The following is a 19,240-nucleotide window of genomic DNA, read 5'->3' on the forward strand; positions in this document are numbered from 1 at the left end:
CGGGACCGAGGAGGGGTTCAGGTCTTCGGGGAGCGGGACGAAGGACGGCAGTCGCGCGTCGTCGACGTCTCGCGATCAGGCTCGCCCGAGGGCGGCTGCACGACGAGCCTAGACACCGGCCGACGCAACTCGCGACATCGGCTGTCCCCGATGCCTCCTCAGGCGGTCATGACGGTACAGCACGGTCTTCGTACCGGACCCGCGCTCCGGACGCCTCGACCGCCAGGTCCAGCACCTCCCAGCCGGCCGGCACGACGGTGCGGACCAGGGCGGCGTCCTCCGGTCCGGCATCGAGCACGAGCACGCTCGGCCCGGCCCCGGAGACCACGGCCGCGTGCCCGGCGTCGCGCAGGTCGGCGACCAGCGCAGCGGTGTCGGGCATGGCCGCGGCGCGGGGACCCTGGTGCAGGCGGTCCCCGGTCGCCTCGAGCAGGAACTGCGGTGCAGCCGTCAGGGCGTGCACCAGCAGCGCTGCCCGCCCGGCGTTGTACGCGGCGTCCTCGTGCGGGACCACCGACGGCAGCAGACCGCGGGCCACGTGGGTGGACAGCGTCGTCGTCGGCACGCACACCAGCGGGGTGACCTGGGCGTGGACCGGGAGCGACACCGCCCGCGGGCCCTCGTCACCGGACCAGGACAGCGTCAACCCCCCGAGCAGGCAGGCGGCCACGTTGTCGGGGTGGCCCTCGATCGCGTCGGCGAGGGCGAGCACGCGGTCGTCGTCGACGCCGGTGACGGCCGGGCACAACGCCCAGGCCGCCAGGATGCCGGCGACGACGGCAGCCGCGGAGGAGCCGAGCCCCCGGCCCTGCGGGATGCCGTTGCGGGCGTGCAGGCGCAGGCCGGTCGGGAGCCAGCCCAGGTCGACGCACGCCGCGCGGAAGGCCCGCACGACCAGGTGGGACTCGTCGGTGGGCAGCTCGCCGGCGCCGACGCCCTCGACGACGACCTCGAGGCCGTCGGCGACGGAGACCTCCAGCTCGTCGAAGAGGGCCAGGGCGAGGCCGGCGCTGTCGAAGGCCGGACCGAGGTTGGCGCTGGTGGCCGGGACCCGGATGCGGACCGTCCCACCGTTCACGGCGGCGCTCACAGGCCCAGCTGTGCGGCCGCGGCCTGCGCGTCGACCGGGATCGTCACCGGGGCCGGGGCCCCGGAGATGGCCCACTCCGGGTCCTTGAGCCCGTTGCCGGTCACCGTGCAGACGACCCGCTGGCCGGGCTCGAGCTCACCGGCAGCCGCCACCTGCAGCAGCCCGGCGACCGAGGCGGCCGAGGCGGGCTCCACGAAGACGGCCTCGGTGCGGGCCAGCAGCCGGTAGGCGGCCAGGATCGCCCGGTCGGTGACGGCGTCGATCCGCCCGCCGGAGTCGTCACGCGCGGTGAGCGCCTTGGCCCAGGAGGCCGGGTTGCCGATCCGGATCGCGGTGGCGATCGTGCTCGGGTTCTCCACGACCGCGCCGTTGACGATGGGGGCCGAACCGGCGGCCTGGAAGCCCCACATCCGGGGCCGCTTCGTGGCCGGGCCGTCGTCGCAGTACTCCCGGTAGCCCTGCCAGTAGGCGGTGATGTTGCCGGCGTTGCCGACGGGCAGGCAGTGGATGTCCGGGGCGTCGCCGAGCACGTCGACGATCTCGAACGAGGCGGTCTTCTGCCCCTCGATCCGGTACTGGTTGACGCTGTTGACCAGGCTGACCGGGTAGTCGATCGCGAGCTTGGAGGCCAGCGCCAGGCAGTCGTCGAAGTTGCCGGTGACCTGCAGCAGCTTGGCCCCGTGCACCAGGGCCTGGGCCAGCTTGCCGGTGGCGATCTTCCCCTGCGGCACGAGGACGGCGCAGACCAGACCGGCGCGGGCGGCGTAGGCCGCGGCACTGGCCGAGGTGTTGCCGGTGGAGGCGCAGATGACGGCCTGCGCGCCCTCCTCGACGGCCTTGGTGATGGCCATCGTCATGCCGCGGTCCTTGAACGAACCGGTGGGGTTCGCGCCCTCGACCTTGAGGTAGACGTCGCACCCGGTGCGGCGGGACAGCTCGGGGGCAGGCACCAGCGGGGGTGGCGCCCTCCTGCAGCGTCACCACCGGGGTGCTGGCGGTGACCGGCAGGCGGTCCCGGTAGGCCTCGATGAGCCCGGGCCAGAACGGTGACGCGGTCATGACAGTCCCTCCACGCGCAGCACGCTGGTCACGGCCCGGACGGCCGGCATCTCGCGCAGCCGGGAGATGGTGGCAGACAGCGCCGCGTCCGGGGCGCGGTGGGTGACGATCACCAGGGTGGCGGCCTCGCCGGCGCCGTCCTGGCGGACGGTGGAGATGCTCACGCCCTGCGCGGCGAACTCCTGCGCGACGGTGGCCAGCACACCCGGCTTGTCGGCCACGTCGAGGCTGACGTGGTACCGGGTGGGGGTGTCGGCCATCGGCGCGACCGGCAGGCCCGCGTAGGCGGTGGTGCCCGGCCCGGCGACGCCGGCGACCCGGTTGCGGGCCACCGCGACCAGGTCACCGAGCACGGCCGACGCCGTCGGCTCTCCTCCGGCGCCCTGGCCGTAGAACATCAGCTGTCCGGCGGCCTCGGCCTCGACGAAGACCGCGTTGAACGCACCGCCGACCGAGGCCAGCGGGTGCGAGGTGGGGATCATCGCCGGGTGCACGCGGACGGCGATCGCGTCGCCGTCGGCGCCGGACACCTTCTCGCAGATCGCCAGCAGCTTCACCGTGCAGCCGATCTCGGTGGCCCGGGCGACGTCGGTGGAGGACACCGCGGAGATGCCCTCGCGGTAGACGTCGGCGGCGGTGACCGGCGAGTGGAAGGCCAGCGACGCCAGGATCGCCGCCTTCGCGGCGGCGTCGAAGCCGTCCACGTCGGCGGTCGGGTCGGCCTCGGCGTAGCCCAGCTCGGTGGCCTCGGCCAGCGCCTCGGCGAACCCGGCACCGGTCTCGGCCATCCGGGACAGGATGTAGTTCGTCGTCCCGTTGACGATGCCGACCACCCGGGTCAGCTGGTCCCCGGCGAGGGACTCGCGCAGCGGGCGCAGCAGCGGGATGGCCCCGGCGACGGCGGCCTCGTAGTAGAGGTCCACCCCGGCGTCGGCGGCCGCGGCGTGCAGCGCGACGCTGTCGTCGGCCAGCAGCGCCTTGTTCGCGCTGACCACCGACTTGCCGGCGTCGAACGCGGCCAGCATGAGCGAGCGGGCCGGCTCGATCCCGCCGATCACCTCGACCACGAGGTCGACGTCGGGCGAGGTGACCAGCGCGTGCGCGTCGGTGGTCAGCAGCTCGGCGGGCACCTCGGGTGCCGGTCGGGCCGGCGGACGGCGACCCCGGCCACCTGCACCGGTCGCCCCACCCGGGCGGTGATGTCGTCGGCCTGGTCGGCGAGCAGCCGCAGCACGGCGGACCCGACCGTGCCGCAGCCGAGCAGGGCGACCCGCAGCGGGGCGCCGTTCGGGGCTGGCGAGGGTGCGGTCACGAGGGGCTCCCGACGGCGGGCTGCGAGGGTGCGACAGCAGGGGCGGGGACGTCGGCGAGGACGGCGTCGAGGGCGAACACGTCCGACAGTGTCTGCCGTCGGACGATCTCGGCCGACACCCCGTCCCGCACGGCGACCACCGGCGGCTTGAGCAGGTAGTTGTAGTTCGAGGCCATCGACCAGCAGTAGGCCCCGGTGGCGGCGACGGCGAGCAGGTCACCGGCGACCACGTCCGAGGGCAGCCACAGGTCCCTGACCAGCACGTCCCCGCTCTCGCAGTGCTTGCCGACGACGCGGCACAGCGCCGGCGGGGCGGTCGAGACGCGGTTGGCCAGCACGCAGGTGTAGTTGGCGTCGTACAGCGCGGTGCGGATGTTGTCGCTCATCCCGCCGTCCACCGAGACGTAGTTGCGCACCATCGGCGTCCCCGGGGACCCCGAGGCACCGAGCCGGACCGGCTTGATGGTGCCGATCTCGTAGAGGGTCACCGTGCCGGGTCCGGCGATGGCGCGGCCGGGCTCGACGGCCAGCCGCGGGACGGCGAGGCCGAGCTCGGCGCACTCCGCGGCGACGATGGAGCGGAGCTTGACCGCGACGTCCTCGGCGGCGACCGGGTCGTCGTCGGGCAGGTAGGCGATGCCGAACCCGCCACCGAGGTTGAGCTCGGGCAGCACCAGCCCGGTGGCGTCGCGGACGGCGCCCATCAGGCCGACCACCCGGTGCGCGGCCGCCTCGAAGCCGGCGGTGTCGAAGATCTGCGAACCGATGTGGCTGTGCAGCCCGGCCAGCTGGAGCGCGGGCTCCCCCACCACCCGCACGGCGGCGGCCAGGGCGTCGCCGGTGGCCAGCGAGAACCCGAACTTCTGGTCCTCGTGGGCGGTGGCGATGAACTCGTGGGTGTGCGCCTCGATGCCCACCGTCGAGCGGATGAGCACCGGCACCGGGGCGCCGCCGGCGGCGACCCGGGCGGCGGCCAGCGGCACCAGGCGGTCGATCTCGTCGAAGGAGTCCAGCACCACGTGGCCGATGCCGGCGTCCACGGCCAGCGCCAGCTCCAGCACCGACTTGTTGTTGCCGTGCAGCGCGATCCGGCCCGCGGGGAAGCCCGCGGCCAGCGCGATCGACAGCTCGTTGCCACTGCAGGCGTCCAGGTGCAGGCCGTCCTCGGCGACCCACCGGGCCACCTGCCCGCAGAGGACCGCCTTGGACGCGTAGTGCACGTCGGCGCCGTCGAACGCGGCGGCGAAGTCCGCGGCCCGGCCGCGGAAGTCGGCCTCGTCCAGGACGAACAGCGGGGTGCCGTGCTCCCGGGCCAGGTCGGTGACCGACCGGCCGGCCAGGTGCAGCTCGCCGTCGACCCGGGTCGCCCCGCGCGGCCAGACCTGCGCGTCGAGCTCGCCGAGGGAGGCCGGCGGTGCGCCGGCGGCCGAGGGCGGGGTGAGGTTGCCGTGCAGCGGACCTGCCGGGTGCGCCCTCACATCCGCTCCGGGGCGTGCACGCCGAGCACGGTCAGGCCGTTGCGCAGCACCGTGGCGGTCGCCGCGCACAGCCACAGGCGGGCGACGGTGGTCGGGGTGGACTCCTCGTCCCCGCGCGGGAGCACCCGGCACGAGTCGTAGAACCGGTGGTAGGTCCCGGCCAGCTCCTCCAGGTAGCGGGCCACCCGGTGCGGGGCGCGCAGCTCGGCCGCGGCGGTGACCACCCGGGGGAACTCGGCGATCGCCCGCAGCAGGTCGGTCTCCCGGGGGTGGGCCAGCGCGGTGGCGTCGACGTCGTCCGCGGTGCCCAGGGCGATGCCCAGGTCGGCAGCACCCCGCAGCAGCGAGGAGATCCGGGCGTGCGCGTACTGGACGTAGAAGACCGGGTTGTCGCTGGACTGCCGGCTCCAGAGGTCCAGGTCGAGGTCGATCTGCTGGTCGACCGAGGCCCGGGCCAGCGCGTAGCGGGCGGCGTCGGCGCCGACGGCCTCGGTGAGGTCGGCCAGGTTGATCACGGTGCCGGCCCGCTTGCTCATCTTCAGCGGCTGGCCGTCGCGGACCAGGTTCACCAGCTGACCCAGCAGGATCTCCAGGTTCTGCGCCGGGTCGTCGCCCAGTGCGGACACCAGCGCCTTGTAGCGGCCGACGTACCCGGCGTGGTCGGCGCCGAGCATGATCACGACCTTGTCGAAGCCCCGGTCCCGCTTGTCCTGGTAGTAGGCGCAGTCGGCGGCGAAGTAGGTGTAGTCGCCGTCGCTCTTGACCAGCGGCCGGTCCTTGTCGTCCCCGAAGTCGGTGGTCCGGAGCCAGGTGGCGCCGTCGGCCTCGTAGACGTGGCCGCGGGCACGCAGGGTGTCGATCGCCCGCTGCAGCGCCCCGCTCTCGTGCAGCGTCGCCTCGGAGAAGTAGGTGTCGAAGACGACGCCGAAGTCGGCCAGCGAGCTCTTGATCTCGGCGAACATCAGCTCGACCCCGCGCACCCGGAAGCGCTCCTGCTGCTCGGCCTCGGGGAGCTCGGCCACCCCGGGCTCGGCCGCGACCACGGCCGCGGCGATCTCGCCGATGTAGCTGCCGGCGTACCCGTCCTCGGGGGCGGGCTGCCCGTGCGCGGCGGCCATCAGGCTGCGGGCGAACCGGTCGATCTGGGAACCGGCGTCGTTGAAGTAGTACTCGCGGCTGACGTCGGCACCGGTGGCGGTGAGCAGGCGGCCCAGCGCATCGCCGACCGCGGCCCACCGGGTGCCGCCGATGTGCACCGGGCCCGTCGGGTTGGCCGAGACGAACTCCAGGTTGACCTTCAGCCCGGCGAAGGCATCGGTGCGCCCGTAGGCCGCACCGGCGGCGACGGCGTCGACCGCGATCTGGCCGAGGGCACCCTGGGTGAAGGTGATGTTGAGGAACCCGGGGCCGGCCACGTCGACCCGCGCCACGCCCGGCTGCTCCCGCAGGTCCGCGGCCAGCAGCTCGGCCACCTCCCGCGGCGGACGGCCGGCGGCCTTGGCCAGCTTGAGGGCCACCGTGGTCGCGTAGTCGCCGTGCTCGGGGTTGCGTGGGCGCTCCACCACGACGTCGTCCGGGACGGGCACGGCCAGGGCGCCGCGCTCCACGGCCCCGGCCACGACGGAGCGGACGAGGGCGCTGAGCTGCTCGGGTGTCACCCGGTGATCCTAGAAGAGGGGAACGACCGCATTCCCCGCGCCGTTGAGGCACACAGGCCCCCGTGGGCGGTGTCACAGCACCCGGAGAGCACAGCTCCGCCACCTACACTCGCCCGCCGAGACGCCTGGGGAGCGTGCGCGACCGCGCGAACGCCCCGGGTGCACCCCGCGCGGGCGCACCACCCGAGTCAGACGAGCCGGAACTGGAGTGGCCTTGCCCGAGGACCCGAAGCCCGAGAACGCCAAGCCCGGGGCCCGCCCGGCGAACCGGACGCCCGGCAAGGGCGCCGGTGGCCGTGCGGCCACCCCGGCAGGCAAGGGCCTGGGCGGCTCGGCCGGCAAGGGCGGCGGCAAGGGCGCGTCGGCCAGCCGCACCGGCAAGGGCCGCACCCGGCCCGCCACCCAGGCCGCCGTCGCGAAGCCCAGGCCGTGGGGCCTCATCGCCGCCGCGGTCGCCGTCGTCGTCTTCGCCGGTGCGGTGATCGGTTACGCCGTCTACGCGGTGAACCGGTCCAACGCCGACCAGGTCACCAGCGCCGACCAGATCCAGGGCGTGCAGACCTTCGACTACGCCGCCGGCCAGCAGCACGTGTCCACCCCGGTGGACTACCAGCAGTCCCCGCCGGTCGGTGGGCCGCACGACGGCGAGTGGGCCGACTGCACCGGCACGGTCTACGACGTCGACATCCGGCACGAGAACGCCGTGCACGGCCTCGAGCACGGTGCCGTGTGGATCACCTACGACCCGGACACGATCAGCGACGAGGACCTGTCCACGCTGACCGACCTGGTCGAGGGCAACTCCGGGATGATGCTGAGCCCCTACGCCGGGCTGACCTCCCCGATCAGCCTGCAGTCCTGGAACCACCAGCTGGCCGTGGACTCCGCGACCGACCCCCGCGTCGAGCAGTTCGTCGACTTCTTCGTGTTCGGCCAGGACGAGGACGGCGAGCCGCTGTACCCCGAGCCGGGTGCCAGCTGCGAGAACCCGCTGTTCGCCGAGACCCCCCTGGTCGTCGGGGACAGCAGCCGGTCCGGTGCCGCCGAGGTGCCCACCGACAGCGAGACGACGACCGCTCCGTGAGCACCGTGACGAGCGACCCGGAGACCACCCCCGACACCGACGGCGGCCCCGCCCGTGGGCCGGTCCGGTGGGTCAGCGGGTTGCTCGTCGCGGTGATCGCCGTGGCGGCGCTGCTGGCCGGCGGCGGGCTGGCGGTGGCCCTGGGCATCGGGCGCACCGACGACCCCACGGTCGGCTCGGTCGACGTCGGGTTCGCCCAGGACATGTCCCGCCACCACCTGCAGGCCGTGGAGATGGCCAACCTGGCCCCCGACCGCAGCACCGACCCCGAGGTCCGTCAGCTGGCCTTCGACATCTCGGCCACCCAGACCAACCAGGCCGGCCGCATGCAGGGCTGGCTGTCGCTGTGGGGAGCCCCGATCACCAACCGGGACACCATGACCTGGATGGGCGAGGGTGCGCACGACCACGCGATGGCCGAGGGCGACCTGATGCCCGGCATGGCCACCGAGGACGAGCTCGCCGAACTGCGGTCGCTGAGCGGCACCGCCTTCGACGTCCGGTTCCTGCAGCTGATGATCCGGCACCACCAGGGCGGGCTGGAGATGGCGACCGAGGGGGCCGACCGCGCCTCCGTCGGCGTCGTCCGCGGCCTGGCCCGGTCGATCGCGGAGACCCAGGCGGCGGAGTCCACGACCATGGCCCAGATGCTGGCCGCGCGGGGCGCCTCGCCCCTGCCCGCACCCTGAGCCCCCCGGTCGGGACACCGGTCCCCGGCTGCTAACGTCTGCACCGCTTCCCCAACCACACGAGCCCCCGTAGCTCAGGGGATAGAGCACTGCCCTCCGGAGGCAGGGGCGCAGGTTCGAATCCTGCCGGGGGCACCACCACACGCACCGGGCCGGGTCCACCAGGACCCGGCCCGACGTGCGTCGGGGGTCTGCCCAGGAGGAAGCCGTGCCGCGCTCGATGACGGTCTCGGACACCGTGCTGGTGTCCGCCCCGCCGGCCACGGTGTACGCCCTGGTCGCCGACCCCACCCGCACCGCGGAGTGGAGCCCGGAGAACCGGGGTGCCCGCACGCCCGGCGCCGGTCCGCTGGCCGTCGGGGCGGTGTTCACCGGCCGCAACGAGCGGCACGGCGCCCGCTGGACCACCGAGTGCGTGGTCACCGCCGCCGACCCCGGCGAGCGGTTCGCCTTCCGGGTGCGGGCGATCGGGCTGCGCACGCCGCGGGTGCGGGCCCGGATCGCCCGCTGGGAGCACCGGCTGGAGGCCACCTCCGACGGCGGCACCCGGGTCACCCAGACCTGGACCGACGAGCGACGCTGGCCGGACCCGGTGGCCGCGGTCGTCGACCGGGTGCTGACCCGCAGCAGCTTCGCGGCCTTCCAGCGGGAGAACCTGGCCACCAGCCTGGCCCGGCTGAAGCAGCTGGTCGAGGCGTGACCGGCCCCCGGTCGTGGGTGCCCGTCGCGGTCACCATGTTCGGGATCGGCTGGGGTGCCAACCAGTTCGTCAGCCTGCTGGTGGCCTACCGGCAGAGCGCGGGCTTCGGCGTCGTCACCGTCGACGGGCTGGTCGGGGTGTACGCCGTCGGGCTGATCCCGGCGCTGCTGGTGCTCGGCCCGGTGTCGGACCGCTACGGCCGGTCCCCCGTGCTCAAGGTCGCCGCCGTGGTCAGCCTGCTGGCCACCGTGGTGCTCATGCTCGGCGGGCTCCCGGCGCTGTTCGCCGGTCGGTTCCTCGCCGGGCTGGCCAGCGGTGCGGCCTTCGCCGCCGGGTCGGCGTGGGTGAAGGAGCTGTCCAGCCCGCCCTACGACACCACCTCCCCCGACGGCACCGGCGCCCGCCGGGCCGCGATGGCGCTCACCGCGGGCTTCGGCCTGGGCCCGGTCGTCGCCGGCCTGGTCGCGCAGTGGGCCCCGGCCCCCCTGGTGCTCTGCTACGTGCCGCACCTGCTGGTGATGGCCGCGGTGCTGGTGCCGCTGTGGCGCACGCCCGAGACGGTGGACGCCGGCCACGAGGGCGGGTCGGTGCTGCGCCGGATGCGGGTGTCGTCGGTGCGGCTCCCCCGGTTCCGGCGACTGGTCGCCCCGGTCGCGCCGTGGGTGTTCGGCGGCGCCACCGTGTCGATCGCGGTGCTGCCCGGCCTGGTCGCCCCCTCGGTCACCGGCTACGAGGTCGCCTTCAACGCCCTGGTCGCCGGGGTCACGCTGGGCACCGGCTTCGCCGTGCAGCCCCTGGGCCGTCGGCTGGCGGCCACCGACACCCGCCGCGGCGCCGGGGTCGGCGCCCTCGCGGTCACCGCCGGGCTGCTGCTGGCCGCGCTGGCCGCCGCGACGACCTCCCCGTGGGCGGTGCTGGCCGCCGCCGTGGTGCTGGGCGCGGGCTACGGGCTCTGCCTGGTCGCCGGTCTGGTGGAGACCCAGCGGCTGGCGCCGCCGCACGAGCTGGCCGGCCTGACCGCGGTCTTCTACGCGCTCACCTACCTGGGGTTCGCCGCCCCGGTGCTGCTCGCCGCGCTCTCGGCGGTGGCGCCCTACCCGGTGCTGCTGCTCGTGCTGGCGGCACTCGCAGCGGTCACCGCCCTCGCGACCCGGCGCCCAGACCCCGTCTGATCGTCGTCGGGTCGCGGCCGGCACGTCACCTCCCGGTCACCCCCGGGGTCCACGGTGGTCGGCATGAGCACCGGTCCCTGCTCGACCGCCTGCACCGCCGACGTCCACCCCACCGCCCCGGCCGCGTTGCGCCGACAGCGGTCCCTGCGACTGTCCGCGGCGCTGGCCCGGGCCACCGCCCGCCCCCCGGCCGGGGACGGACGACGCCACGGGACCTGCACCGCCGCCCGGCTGCTCACCGCCGCCGGCGTCCGGGTGCAGGTGCTCCCCCCGCCCGTCGCCTGGCCCGCCGGCCCGCGCCTGGTGGTCGCCAACCGGGTGTCCTGGGTGGACGACCTGGCGCTGCGCACCGCGGTCACCGCGCTGCCCGACGAGGACGCCGCGGTCTGGCCGGGGCTGGCCACCGTCCGCGGCGAGGACGTCACCGCCCAGCTCCGGCAGGGCCGTGGCGTGCTCGTCCGGCCCGAGGAGTCCGCCAGCTGCGGCACCGAGCTCGGGCGCTTCCGGCCGGCGTCCCTGCAGCCGGCACTGGACGCCGGGGTGCCGGTGTGTCCGGTCGCCGTCCGGGCCCGGGTCGCCGGCCGACCCACCACCGCCACCGCGCAGCTCCCCGGGGAGTCCTGGTGGCGCAGCGCCGCCCGGGTGCTGGGCGCGGTCGACCTCGTCGTCGAGGTGCACCAGCTGGCCCCGATCGACCCGCGCCGCGGGACGGCCACCGAGGTGGCCGCACTGGCCGAGTACGCGATCGCCGCGGTGCTCGAGACCGACCCGCCCCGGCCGCTGAGCCACCCTCGCCGGCCGCGCACCCACGCGCCGGCCGTCAGTCCTCGGACACCCGTCCCGCGCTGACCGTCAGCCGCCGGGTGGTGGCCACGGCCTCGAGCATCCGGCGGTCGTGGGTGACCAGCAGCAGGGTGCCGGTGTAGTCGGCCAGCGCCTGCTCCAGCTGCTCGATCGCCGGCAGGTCGAGGTGGTTGGTCGGCTCGTCGAGCACCAGCACGTTCACCCCCCGGGCCTGCAGCAGCGCCAGTGCGGCCCGGGTCCGCTCCCCCGGCGACAGGGTGCCCGCCGCGCGCAGCACGTGGTCGGCGCGCAGGCCGAACTTGGCCAGCAGGGTGCGCACCTCGGCGTCGGGCAGGTCGGGCACCTCGGCCCCGAAGGCCGCGGCGAGCGTCTCCTCCCCCAGGAACGCCCCGCGGACCTGGTCCACCTCGCCCAGCCGCACGCCCGAGCCGAGCGACCCCGCGCCCTCGGCGAGCTCCACCCGGCCCAGCAGCGCGGCCAGCAGGGTGGACTTGCCCGACCCGTTGGCCCCGGTGATCGCCACCCGGTCGCCCCAGTCGACCTGCAGGTCCACCGGGCCCAGGGTGAAGTCGCCCCGCCGGACGACGGCGCCGCGCAGCGTGGCCACCACGGCACCGGCGCGGGGCGCGGCGGCGATCTCCATCCGCAGCTCCCACTCCTTGCGTGGTTCCTCGACCACCTCCAGCCGCTCGATCCGCCGGTCGGTCTGCTTGGCCTTGGCCGCCTGCTTCTCCGAGGACGCCCGCTGAGCGGCCTTGACGTGCTTGTCGCCGTCCTTGCTCTTCTTGATCGAGTCCCGGACGCCCTTGGCCATCCAGTTGCGCTGCATCCGCCCGCGCGCCTCGAGCCCGGCCTTGGTGTCGGCGTACTCGTCGTACTCCTCGCGGGCGTGCCGGCGGGCCACCTCCCGCTCGGCCAGGTAGGCCTCGTAGCCGCCGTCGTGCACCCGCACGAGCTGCTGGGGCAGGTCCAGCTCGACCACCCGGGTCACCGTGCGGGACAGGAACTCCCGGTCGTGGCTGACCACGACCACCCCGGTGCGCAGCCCGGTGACGAAGTCCTCCAGCTGGGTCAGCCCGGCCAGGTCCAGGTCGTTCGTGGGCTCGTCGAGCAGCAGCACGTCGTAGCGGCTGAGCAGCAACGAGGCCAGCCCCACCCGGGCGGCCTGCCCGCCGGACAGACCCGCCGTGGGCGCGTCCAACGCCACCCCCGGCGCGACGGTGGCCACCACCTCCTCCGCGCGGTCCTCCAGGTCGGCCCCACCCAGGGAGAGCCAGCGCTCCAGCGCGTCGGCGTAGGCGTCGTCGGCCCCGGCGGCGCCCTCGGTGAGCGCCGTCAGCGCGTCGTCCATCACCGCCTGGGCGCGGGCCACCCCGGTGCGTCGGGCGAGGGCCTCGAGCACGGTCTCGTCGTCCCGGCGCTCGTGCTCCTGGGGCAGGTACCCGACCGTGGCCGAGGGCGGGGACACCGAGACCGCACCGGCCTCGGCGGGCAGCAGACCGGCCAGGGTGCGCAGCAGGGTCGACTTGCCCGCGCCGTTCACCCCGACCAGCCCGACGACGTCCCCGGGGGCGACGACGAGGTCCAGGTCGGCGAAGAGCACCTTGGCGCCGTGTCCGGCGGCCAGACCGCGGGCGAGGAGGGTGGCGGTCACCCGGTCATCTAACCGAGGACGTCGTCGGCGATCTCGTCGAGGAGGTCCTCCAGCGGGCCGGCGTCCTCCCCGGGCACCGGCTCGCCCGGGCGGCGACGCACCAGCCAGGGCTGCAGGTGGTCGTAGCCGCGCACCGACACCCGGCGCAGCGGCCGGACGCGGTAGGCCCGCCGTCCGCGCAGCCGGCGGGCCAGCTCCTGGTCGACGAGCAGGGTGCCCGGCCGGCCCAGCGAGGTGAGCCGGCTGGCCAGGTTGACCACCGGTGAGTAGACGTCGCCGAGCCGGGTGAGCACGGTGCCGTACGCTGCGCCGACCCGCAGCGGCGGCCGGTCGTCAGCGGCCCACTCCTCGGGCAGCCGCAGCCCGATCTCCACCGCCTGCACCGCCGACGTGCAGGTGAACAGCACCCCGTCGCCGACGGTCTTCACCACCCGCCCGTGGTGCCGGGCGACCAGGTCGGCGGTCAGGCCCTCGAAGTCCTCGACCATCGCGCCCAGCTCGCGTCCGCCCATGCCGCGGCTGCGCGAGGTGTAGCCCACCAGGTCGGCGAACCCCACCGCGAGCTCCCGGCGGTCCACGGCGGCACCGGACCCGACCGCCGACAACCGGTCGGCGTTGGCCGCCAGGTGGCGGCGCCACACGTGGTCCTGCACGTCACGCAGCAGCGGCAGCAGCACCTCGGCCGAGCGGACCGTGTCCAGCGAGGGGCCCGACCCCTCGGACCGCTCGGTGAGCAGCGCGGCCAGCATGTCGGTCTGCCAGTCGGCCAGCCGGGACAGCGACTGGCCCATGGCCCGGGCGATCGAGGCCTCGCTCTCCAGGTCGACGAACCCCGAGTCGATCAGCGCCGACAGCGAGCCGAGGGCGGCGACGTCGGAGTCGGTGAACGCCGGTTCGTCGTCCCCGACGTCGGCGAAGCCCAGCGCCCGCCACAGCCGCTGGGTGCGCTCCGGGGGGACACCGGCCTGCTCGGCGACCTGCAGCCGGGTCCACCGCCGGGGCCCGCCCAGCAGCAGCCGGTCCAGGGCGCCGGCCGGGTCCTCCGGGGGCGGTGCGTTCTCGTCCGTCGGGTCAGTCCGTGGTGTGCACGATCAGCACGTCGACGTCCGAGCGGCGGGTGGCGTCGGCGGGCACCGAGCCCAGCAGGCGGCCCTTGATCCCGGCGAGCCCCCGGTTGCCGACCACGAGCAGGTCGGCGGACTCCCGGCGGACGACGTCCAGCAGGGCCTCGACCGGCGAGCCGACGACGGCGACGGTGCGCACCTGGCCCGCGCCCGCCGCGGTGGCCCGCTCCTGCGCGGTGCGGACGGTCTCCTCGGCCGGGGAGGACCCCATGACCTGGTAGGCCTCGTCCTTGAGCACGTCGGCGGTGCGCTGGGCCTCGCGGTCGTCGAGCTCGGTGGGCAGGTAGGCGCAGGCGATCACCAGCGTGGCGCCGCAGGCCCCGGCGAGCGCCCCGGCGCGCGCGACCGCACGCAACGAGGACTCCGACCCGTCCGTGCCGACGACGACCGTCCGATAGGCAGACACGGGCGGAACCTATCCGACCCCGGCGGGCCGGGCGTGTCGGGGGTCACGCCGCCGCGAGCCGTGCGGTGTGTCCCCGGCCCCCCGGCCTGCTCCGATACGGTCGCACCCGCTGCCGTGCTGGGCTCCGACCTGGCCGTCCGACGAGAGAACGGGGACGACCCATGACCCAGCCGACCACCCCCGCAGGGCCCTCCACCGGGGAGCTGCGGGCCCTCCGGATGACCGCCCAGCGCCTGGCCGGGCTGATCGACGCCGGGGACACCGCCGCGGTCTCGGCCGCCGTCGCCGAACAGCCCCGGCTGGTCGGCATCGCGGTGGAGCGGGACGGCCAGGACGGGTGGACCCCGCTGCACCTGGCCGTGGCCTCCGGCTCCCAGGCGACCGTCGAGGTGCTGGTCGCCGCCGGCGCGGACCTCGACGCGCGCACCGAGCACGGCCGCACGCCGTTGCAGGTCGCCCTGGAGTCCGCGCCCGACCTCGTACCGGTGCTGCAGTCCCTCGGCGCCCCGGTCGACGCGGCCACCGCCTCGTTCACCGGCGACCGGGAGACCCTGCTCGCCGCCCTCGACGGCGGTGCCCCCCTCACCGACCCGCACAGCGGGGTGGACCTGCTGACCTGGGCGGCGTTCGGTGGCCGCATGGAGACCGTGCAGCTGCTCCTGGACCGGGGCGCCGACGCCGACGGCGGCGCCCTGCAGGCCGCGGCCGGTGGTGTGCACCCCGACGTCGTCGACGTGCTGCTCGGTGCCGGCGCCCGGGTCGACCGCCGCGACCCCGACACCGGGCGGACCGCACTGCACGCCGCGGTCGCCGCCGGTGCCCGGCCGCACGCACCCGACGTCGTCGCCCGGCTGCTGGCCGCCGGCGCCGACGTCGACGCGACCACGGCCGACGGCGCCAGCGCCCTGGACATCGCCCAGATCGCCGCGGCGCGCGAGCGCCCCGGCTCCGCCGGTGGCGCCACCCCGCACGACGAGCTGGTCCGGCTGCTTGAGGAGCACCGCGTCCGCGACTGACCGCACCACCCCGCGGGTGAGCCGTGCCACGTGTGGCGGCTCACCTCGCGGGGGCGCAGCCCGCCCCGGGGCCGGTAGAGTCGGCGACCGGTCCAACGACGTCCACAGACGAAGAAGGCACTCGACCCCGTGTCAAGCGTGAGCTCATCCCAGCCCTCCCCCACCCGATCCTCGTCCGCGATGGGTTTCGGCACCAACGAGTGGCTGGTCGAGGAGATGTACCAGCAGTACTTGTCCGACCCCGCCAGCGTCGACCAGGCGTGGCACGACTTCTTCGACGACTACCGGCCCGGCAGCCCGATGTCCGACGGCGCCGACCGGCCGGCCCCGGCGGCCGCCGGGGACGACACGGCCGGGGACGACGCGGCCGGGGACGACGCAGCAGCCGAGGCCGCGCCCGCCCCCGCCGACGCCGAGGGCTCGGCCACCCGGCCCAGCTCCCCCGCCGTCGCGCCGAGCACCCCGACGCCGCCCAGCCGGGCGACCGCGCCGGAGCCGAAGAGCACCGGCACCGTCGTCGCCAGGCCCGCGGAGAAGGCGGCCGACGCCCAGCCGGCCGCGAAGCCCGCCGCCGCGAAGCCCGCCGCCGAGAAGAAGGCCCCGGCGAAGCCCACGGCCGGCGCCGAGGCCGAGAGCGGTGGCCCCAAGCAGTCGGTGCTCCGCGGTGCCGCCGCCAGCGTCGTGAAGAACATGAACGCCTCGCTGACCGTGCCGACCGCCACCAGCGTGCGGGCCGTCCCGGCGAAGATGCTGGTCGACAACCGCATCGTCATCAACAACCACCTGGCCCGCTCGCGCGGCGGGAAGGTCTCCTTCACCCACCTGATCGGCTACGCGCTGGTCCGGGCGCTGGACGACTTCCCGGAGATGAACGCGGCGTTCGCCGAGATCGACGGCAAGCCGAACCTGGTGCAGCCCGAGCACGTGAACTTCGGCCTGGCGATCGACCTGCCCAAGCCCGACGGCACCCGCTCGCTGGTGGTCGCCAACATCAAGCGCTCCGAGGAGATGGACTTCGCCGCCTTCTGGGGCGCCTACGAGGACGTCATCCGCCGGGCCCGCGGCGGCAAGCTCACGATGGACGACTTCACCGGGACGACGGTCAGCCTGACCAACCCCGGCACCGTGGGCACCAACCACTCCGTGCCGCGGCTGACCACCGGCCAGGGCACGATCGTCGGCGTCGGCGCGATGGACTACCCGGCCGAGTTCCAGGGGATGAGCCCGGAGACGCTGACCGACCTCGCGGTCGCGAAGACCATCACGCTCACCTCGACCTACGACCACCGGATCATCCAGGGCGCCCAGTCCGGGGACTTCCTGCGCAAGCTGCACGGCCTGCTGCTGGGCCAGGACGGGTTCTACGACGAGGTCTTCGCCTCGCTGCGGATCCCCTACGAGCCGGTCCGCTGGGTCCCCGACGTCTCGGTGCGCCACGAGGGCCAGATCGACAAGGGCGCCCGCGTCGTCGAGCTGATCGAGGCCTACCGGCGCAACGGCCACCTGATGGCCGACACCGACCCCCTCGAGTTCAAGGTCCGCACCCACCCCGACCTGGACATCACCCAGCACGGCCTGACCCTGTGGGACCTCGACCGGCAGTTCCCGGTCGGCGGGTTCGCCGGGGAGAAGGTCATGCCGCTGCGCGACGTGCTCGGTGTGCTGCGCAACTCCTACTGCCGCACCGTCGGCGTGGAGTACATGCACATCACCGACCCCGAGGAGCGCGAGTGGCTCCAGAAGCGCATCGAGGTCAAGCACGACAGCCCCGACCGGGCGAAGCAGAAGCACGTGCTGGGTCGACTGAACGCCGCCGAGGCCTTCGAGACCTTCCTGCAGACCAAGTACGTCGGGCAGAAGCGGTTCTCCCTCGAGGGCGGTGAGTCCGTCATCCCGCTGATGGACGAGGTGCTCGTCGCCTCGACCGAGCACGGCCTCGAGGAGGTCGCGATCGGCATGCCGCACCGCGGCCGGCTCAACGTGCTGGCCAACGTGCTCAACAAGCCCTACTCGAAGATCTTCGGGGAGTTCGAGGGCAACATCGACCCGGGCACCGTGCAGGGCTCCGGAGACGTGAAGTACCACCTCGGCGCCGAGGGCACGTTCCAGCACCCGGCCCGGGACGCCTCGATCGCGGTCACCCTGACCTCGAACCCCAGCCACCTGGAGGCGGTCAACCCCGTCCTCGAGGGCATCGTGCGGGCCAAGCAGGACATGATCGACAAGGGCGAGGGCGGCTTCACCGTCCTGCCGCTGCTGCTGCACGGCGACAGCGCGTTCGCGGGACAAGGCGTGGTCGCCGAGACCCTCAACCTGTCCCAGCTGCGCGGCTACCGCACCGGCGGCACGGTGCACGTCGTGGTCAACAACCAGGTCGGCTTCACCACCAGCCCGGCCGCGGCGCGCTCGAGCCTGTACTCCACCGACGTCGCGCGGATGATCGGTGCGCCGGTCTTCCACGTCAACGGTGACGACCCCGAGGCCTGCGTCCGGGTCGCCCGGCTGGCCGTGGACTACCGGCAGGCGTTCCGCAAGGACGTCGTCATCGACCTGGTCTGCTACCGCCGGCGCGGGCACAACGAGGGCGACGACCCCTCGATGACCCAGCCGCTGATGTACGACATCATCGACCGCAAGCGCTCGGTCCGGAAGCTCTACACCGAGGCGCTGGTCGGCCGGGGCGACATCACCCTGACCGAGGCCGAGGAGGCCCTGAAGGACTACCGCGGGCAGCTCGAGCGGGCCTTCTCCGAGACCCACGACGCCCGCGACTCCTCCACCCCCGAGCCGGTCGTGGACCAGCGGCCCTCGGCGTCGGCCAAGACGGCGATCACCACCGAGGTGCTCAAGACCATCGGCGACGCGCACGTCTCGCTGCCCGGGGACTTCACCGTCCACCCCAAGCTGCAGAAGATGCTCGAGCGGCGCGCGGCCATGGTCAGCGAGGGCGGCGTCGACTGGGCGATGGGCGAGCTGCTGGCCTTCGGCTCGCTGCTCATGCAGGGCGTGCCGGTGCGGCTGGCCGGTCAGGACTCCCGTCGCGGCACCTTCGTGCAGCGCCACTCGGTCCTCATCGACCGGGAGGACGCGAAGGAGTACACCCCGATCGCCAACCTCACCGAGGACCAGGCGAAGTTCTTCGTCTACGACTCGCTGCTCAGCGAGTACGCCGCGGTCGGGTTCGAGTACGGCTACTCGGTGGCCAACCGCGAGGCCCTCGTCCTCTGGGAGGCCCAGTTCGGCGACTTCGTCGACGGCGCGCAGCTGATCATCGACGAGTTCATCTCCTCCGGTGAGGCCAAGTGGGGCCAGCAGTCGGGCATCGTCCTGCTGCTGCCGCACGGCCTGGAGGGCCAGGGTCCCGACCACTCCAGCGGTCGGCCCGAGCGTTTCCTGCAGCTGTGCGCGGAGAACAACATGACCGTCGCCAACTGCTCGACCCCGGCGAACTACTTCCACCTGCTGCGTCGGCAGGCGCTGTCGGAGACCCACCGCCCGCTGGTGGTCTTCACGCCCAAGTCGCTGCTGCGCGCCAAGGCCGCGGTCAGCGCCGTCGAGGACTTCACCGAGCAGAGCTTCCGGCCGGTGCTGCCCGACCCGGGCGTCGGCGGGGAGCCGCTCGACGACGCCGCCGTGCGCCGGGTGCTGCTGTGCACCGGCAAGGTCGCCTACGACCTGCTGGCCGGCCGGGAGTCCGAGGGCGTCGCCGACGTCGCCGTGCTGCGGGTCGAGCAGCTGTACCCGCTGCCGGCCAGCGAGCTGGTCGAGCAGCTGCGCCGCTACCCCAACGCCGACGAGGTCGTCTGGGTGCAGGAGGAGCCGGCCAACATGGGCGCCTGGCAGTTCATGGCGGTCAACCTGCCCGCCGAGCTGCCCGCCGGGAAGACGCTGTCGGTGGTCAGCCGCAAGGCCTCGGCCAGCCCGGCCGTCGGCTCGGCCAAGGTGCACGAGGCCGAGCAGAAGGACCTCGTCGCCCGTTCGCTGGCCCAGTAGC

At 74.5% G+C, this 19,240-nt stretch carries 13 protein-coding genes, 1 tRNA gene and 2 pseudogenes; 8 read left to right on the forward strand and 8 right to left on the reverse strand.

What is annotated here, in order from left to right:
• Positions 1–166: 166 nt before the first annotated feature.
• The 5 genes and pseudogenes from F1C76_04090 to F1C76_04110 form a co-directional block, all read right to left on the reverse strand.
• The gene (locus F1C76_04090; protein QNG35881.1) at positions 167–1,090 is read right to left on the reverse strand and encodes a homoserine kinase; all 924 of its coding nucleotides are present in this window, start codon (positions 1,088–1,090) and stop codon (positions 167–169) included.
• Positions 1,087–2,149: pseudogene (locus F1C76_04095) on the reverse strand (threonine synthase). The gene F1C76_04090 and the pseudogene F1C76_04095 overlap by 4 nt, the downstream one beginning before the upstream one ends.
• Positions 2,146–3,461, reverse strand: a pseudogene (locus F1C76_04100) (homoserine dehydrogenase). Before F1C76_04100 ends, F1C76_04095 begins: the two co-directional pseudogenes overlap by 4 nt.
• Complete coding sequence (gene lysA / locus F1C76_04105) at positions 3,458–4,939, reverse strand: diaminopimelate decarboxylase (GenBank protein QNG35882.1); 1,482 nt, start codon at positions 4,937–4,939, stop codon at positions 3,458–3,460. Before lysA ends, F1C76_04100 begins: the two are co-directional and overlap by 4 nt.
• Positions 4,936–6,597 (reverse strand): arginine--tRNA ligase, encoded by a 1,662-nt coding sequence (locus F1C76_04110; protein ID QNG35883.1) that lies wholly within the window; start codon positions 6,595–6,597, stop codon positions 4,936–4,938. Before F1C76_04110 ends, lysA begins: the two co-directional genes overlap by 4 nt.
• A gap of 214 nt (positions 6,598–6,811) precedes the next feature.
• Here F1C76_04110 and F1C76_04115 point away from each other — a divergent pair, with 214 nt between their 5' ends.
• The 6 genes from F1C76_04115 (at position 6,812) to F1C76_04140 (ending at position 11,091) form a co-directional block, all read left to right on the forward strand.
• A complete protein-coding gene (locus F1C76_04115; GenBank protein QNG35884.1) occupies positions 6,812–7,681 on the forward strand; it encodes a DUF3105 domain-containing protein in 870 nt (289 codons plus the stop codon).
• A 5-nt stretch (positions 7,682–7,686) separates the two neighbouring features.
• Complete coding sequence (locus tag F1C76_04120; GenBank protein ID QNG38999.1) at positions 7,687–8,370, forward strand: DUF305 domain-containing protein; 684 nt, start codon at positions 7,687–7,689, stop codon at positions 8,368–8,370.
• A gap of 63 nt (positions 8,371–8,433) precedes the next feature.
• A tRNA-Arg gene (locus F1C76_04125) sits at positions 8,434–8,508 on the forward strand.
• A 70-nt stretch (positions 8,509–8,578) separates the two neighbouring features.
• On the forward strand, positions 8,579–9,070 hold the full coding sequence (locus F1C76_04130; GenBank protein ID QNG35885.1) for an SRPBCC family protein: 492 nt from the start codon (positions 8,579–8,581) through the stop codon (positions 9,068–9,070).
• Between the two features lie 35 nt (positions 9,071–9,105).
• Positions 9,106–10,242, forward strand: a complete 1,137-nt coding sequence (locus tag F1C76_04135; GenBank protein ID QNG39000.1) for an MFS transporter — start codon at positions 9,106–9,108, stop codon at positions 10,240–10,242.
• A gap of 63 nt (positions 10,243–10,305) precedes the next feature.
• Complete coding sequence (locus F1C76_04140) at positions 10,306–11,091, forward strand: hypothetical protein (GenBank protein QNG35886.1); 786 nt, start codon at positions 10,306–10,308, stop codon at positions 11,089–11,091.
• Here the strand turns inward: F1C76_04140 and F1C76_04145 are convergent.
• From F1C76_04145 to F1C76_04155, 3 genes are read right to left on the reverse strand one after another with little or no spacing between them, the layout of a single operon-like run.
• Positions 11,063–12,700: an ABC-F family ATP-binding cassette domain-containing protein gene (locus F1C76_04145; protein QNG35887.1), complete on the reverse strand. Its 1,638-nt coding sequence runs from the start codon at positions 12,698–12,700 to the stop codon at positions 11,063–11,065. The two genes, F1C76_04140 and F1C76_04145, sit on opposite strands and share 29 nt — an antisense overlap.
• An 8-nt stretch (positions 12,701–12,708) precedes the next feature.
• Entirely contained in the window at positions 12,709–13,725 is a 1,017-nt protein-coding gene (locus tag F1C76_04150) for an adenylate/guanylate cyclase domain-containing protein (protein ID QNG35888.1), read from the reverse strand.
• A gap of 46 nt (positions 13,726–13,771) precedes the next feature.
• Positions 13,772–14,230: a universal stress protein gene (locus F1C76_04155; protein QNG35889.1), complete on the reverse strand. Its 459-nt coding sequence runs from the start codon at positions 14,228–14,230 to the stop codon at positions 13,772–13,774.
• Between the two features lie 218 nt (positions 14,231–14,448).
• On the opposite strand from F1C76_04155, the gene F1C76_04160 reads away from it, so the two are divergent.
• Positions 14,449–15,246, forward strand: coding sequence for an ankyrin repeat domain-containing protein (locus tag F1C76_04160; GenBank protein ID QNG39001.1), 798 nt, complete (start codon positions 14,449–14,451; stop codon positions 15,244–15,246).
• Between the two features lie 129 nt (positions 15,247–15,375).
• On the forward strand, positions 15,376–19,239 hold the full coding sequence (locus F1C76_04165; protein ID QNG35890.1) for a multifunctional oxoglutarate decarboxylase/oxoglutarate dehydrogenase thiamine pyrophosphate-binding subunit/dihydrolipoyllysine-residue succinyltransferase subunit: 3,864 nt from the start codon (positions 15,376–15,378) through the stop codon (positions 19,237–19,239).
• Position 19,240 lies beyond the last annotated feature (1 nt).

It is taken from the genome of Geodermatophilaceae bacterium NBWT11, assembly GCA_014218215.1.
In the GTDB taxonomy this organism is placed as follows: Bacteria; Actinomycetota; Actinomycetes; order Mycobacteriales; family Geodermatophilaceae; genus Klenkia.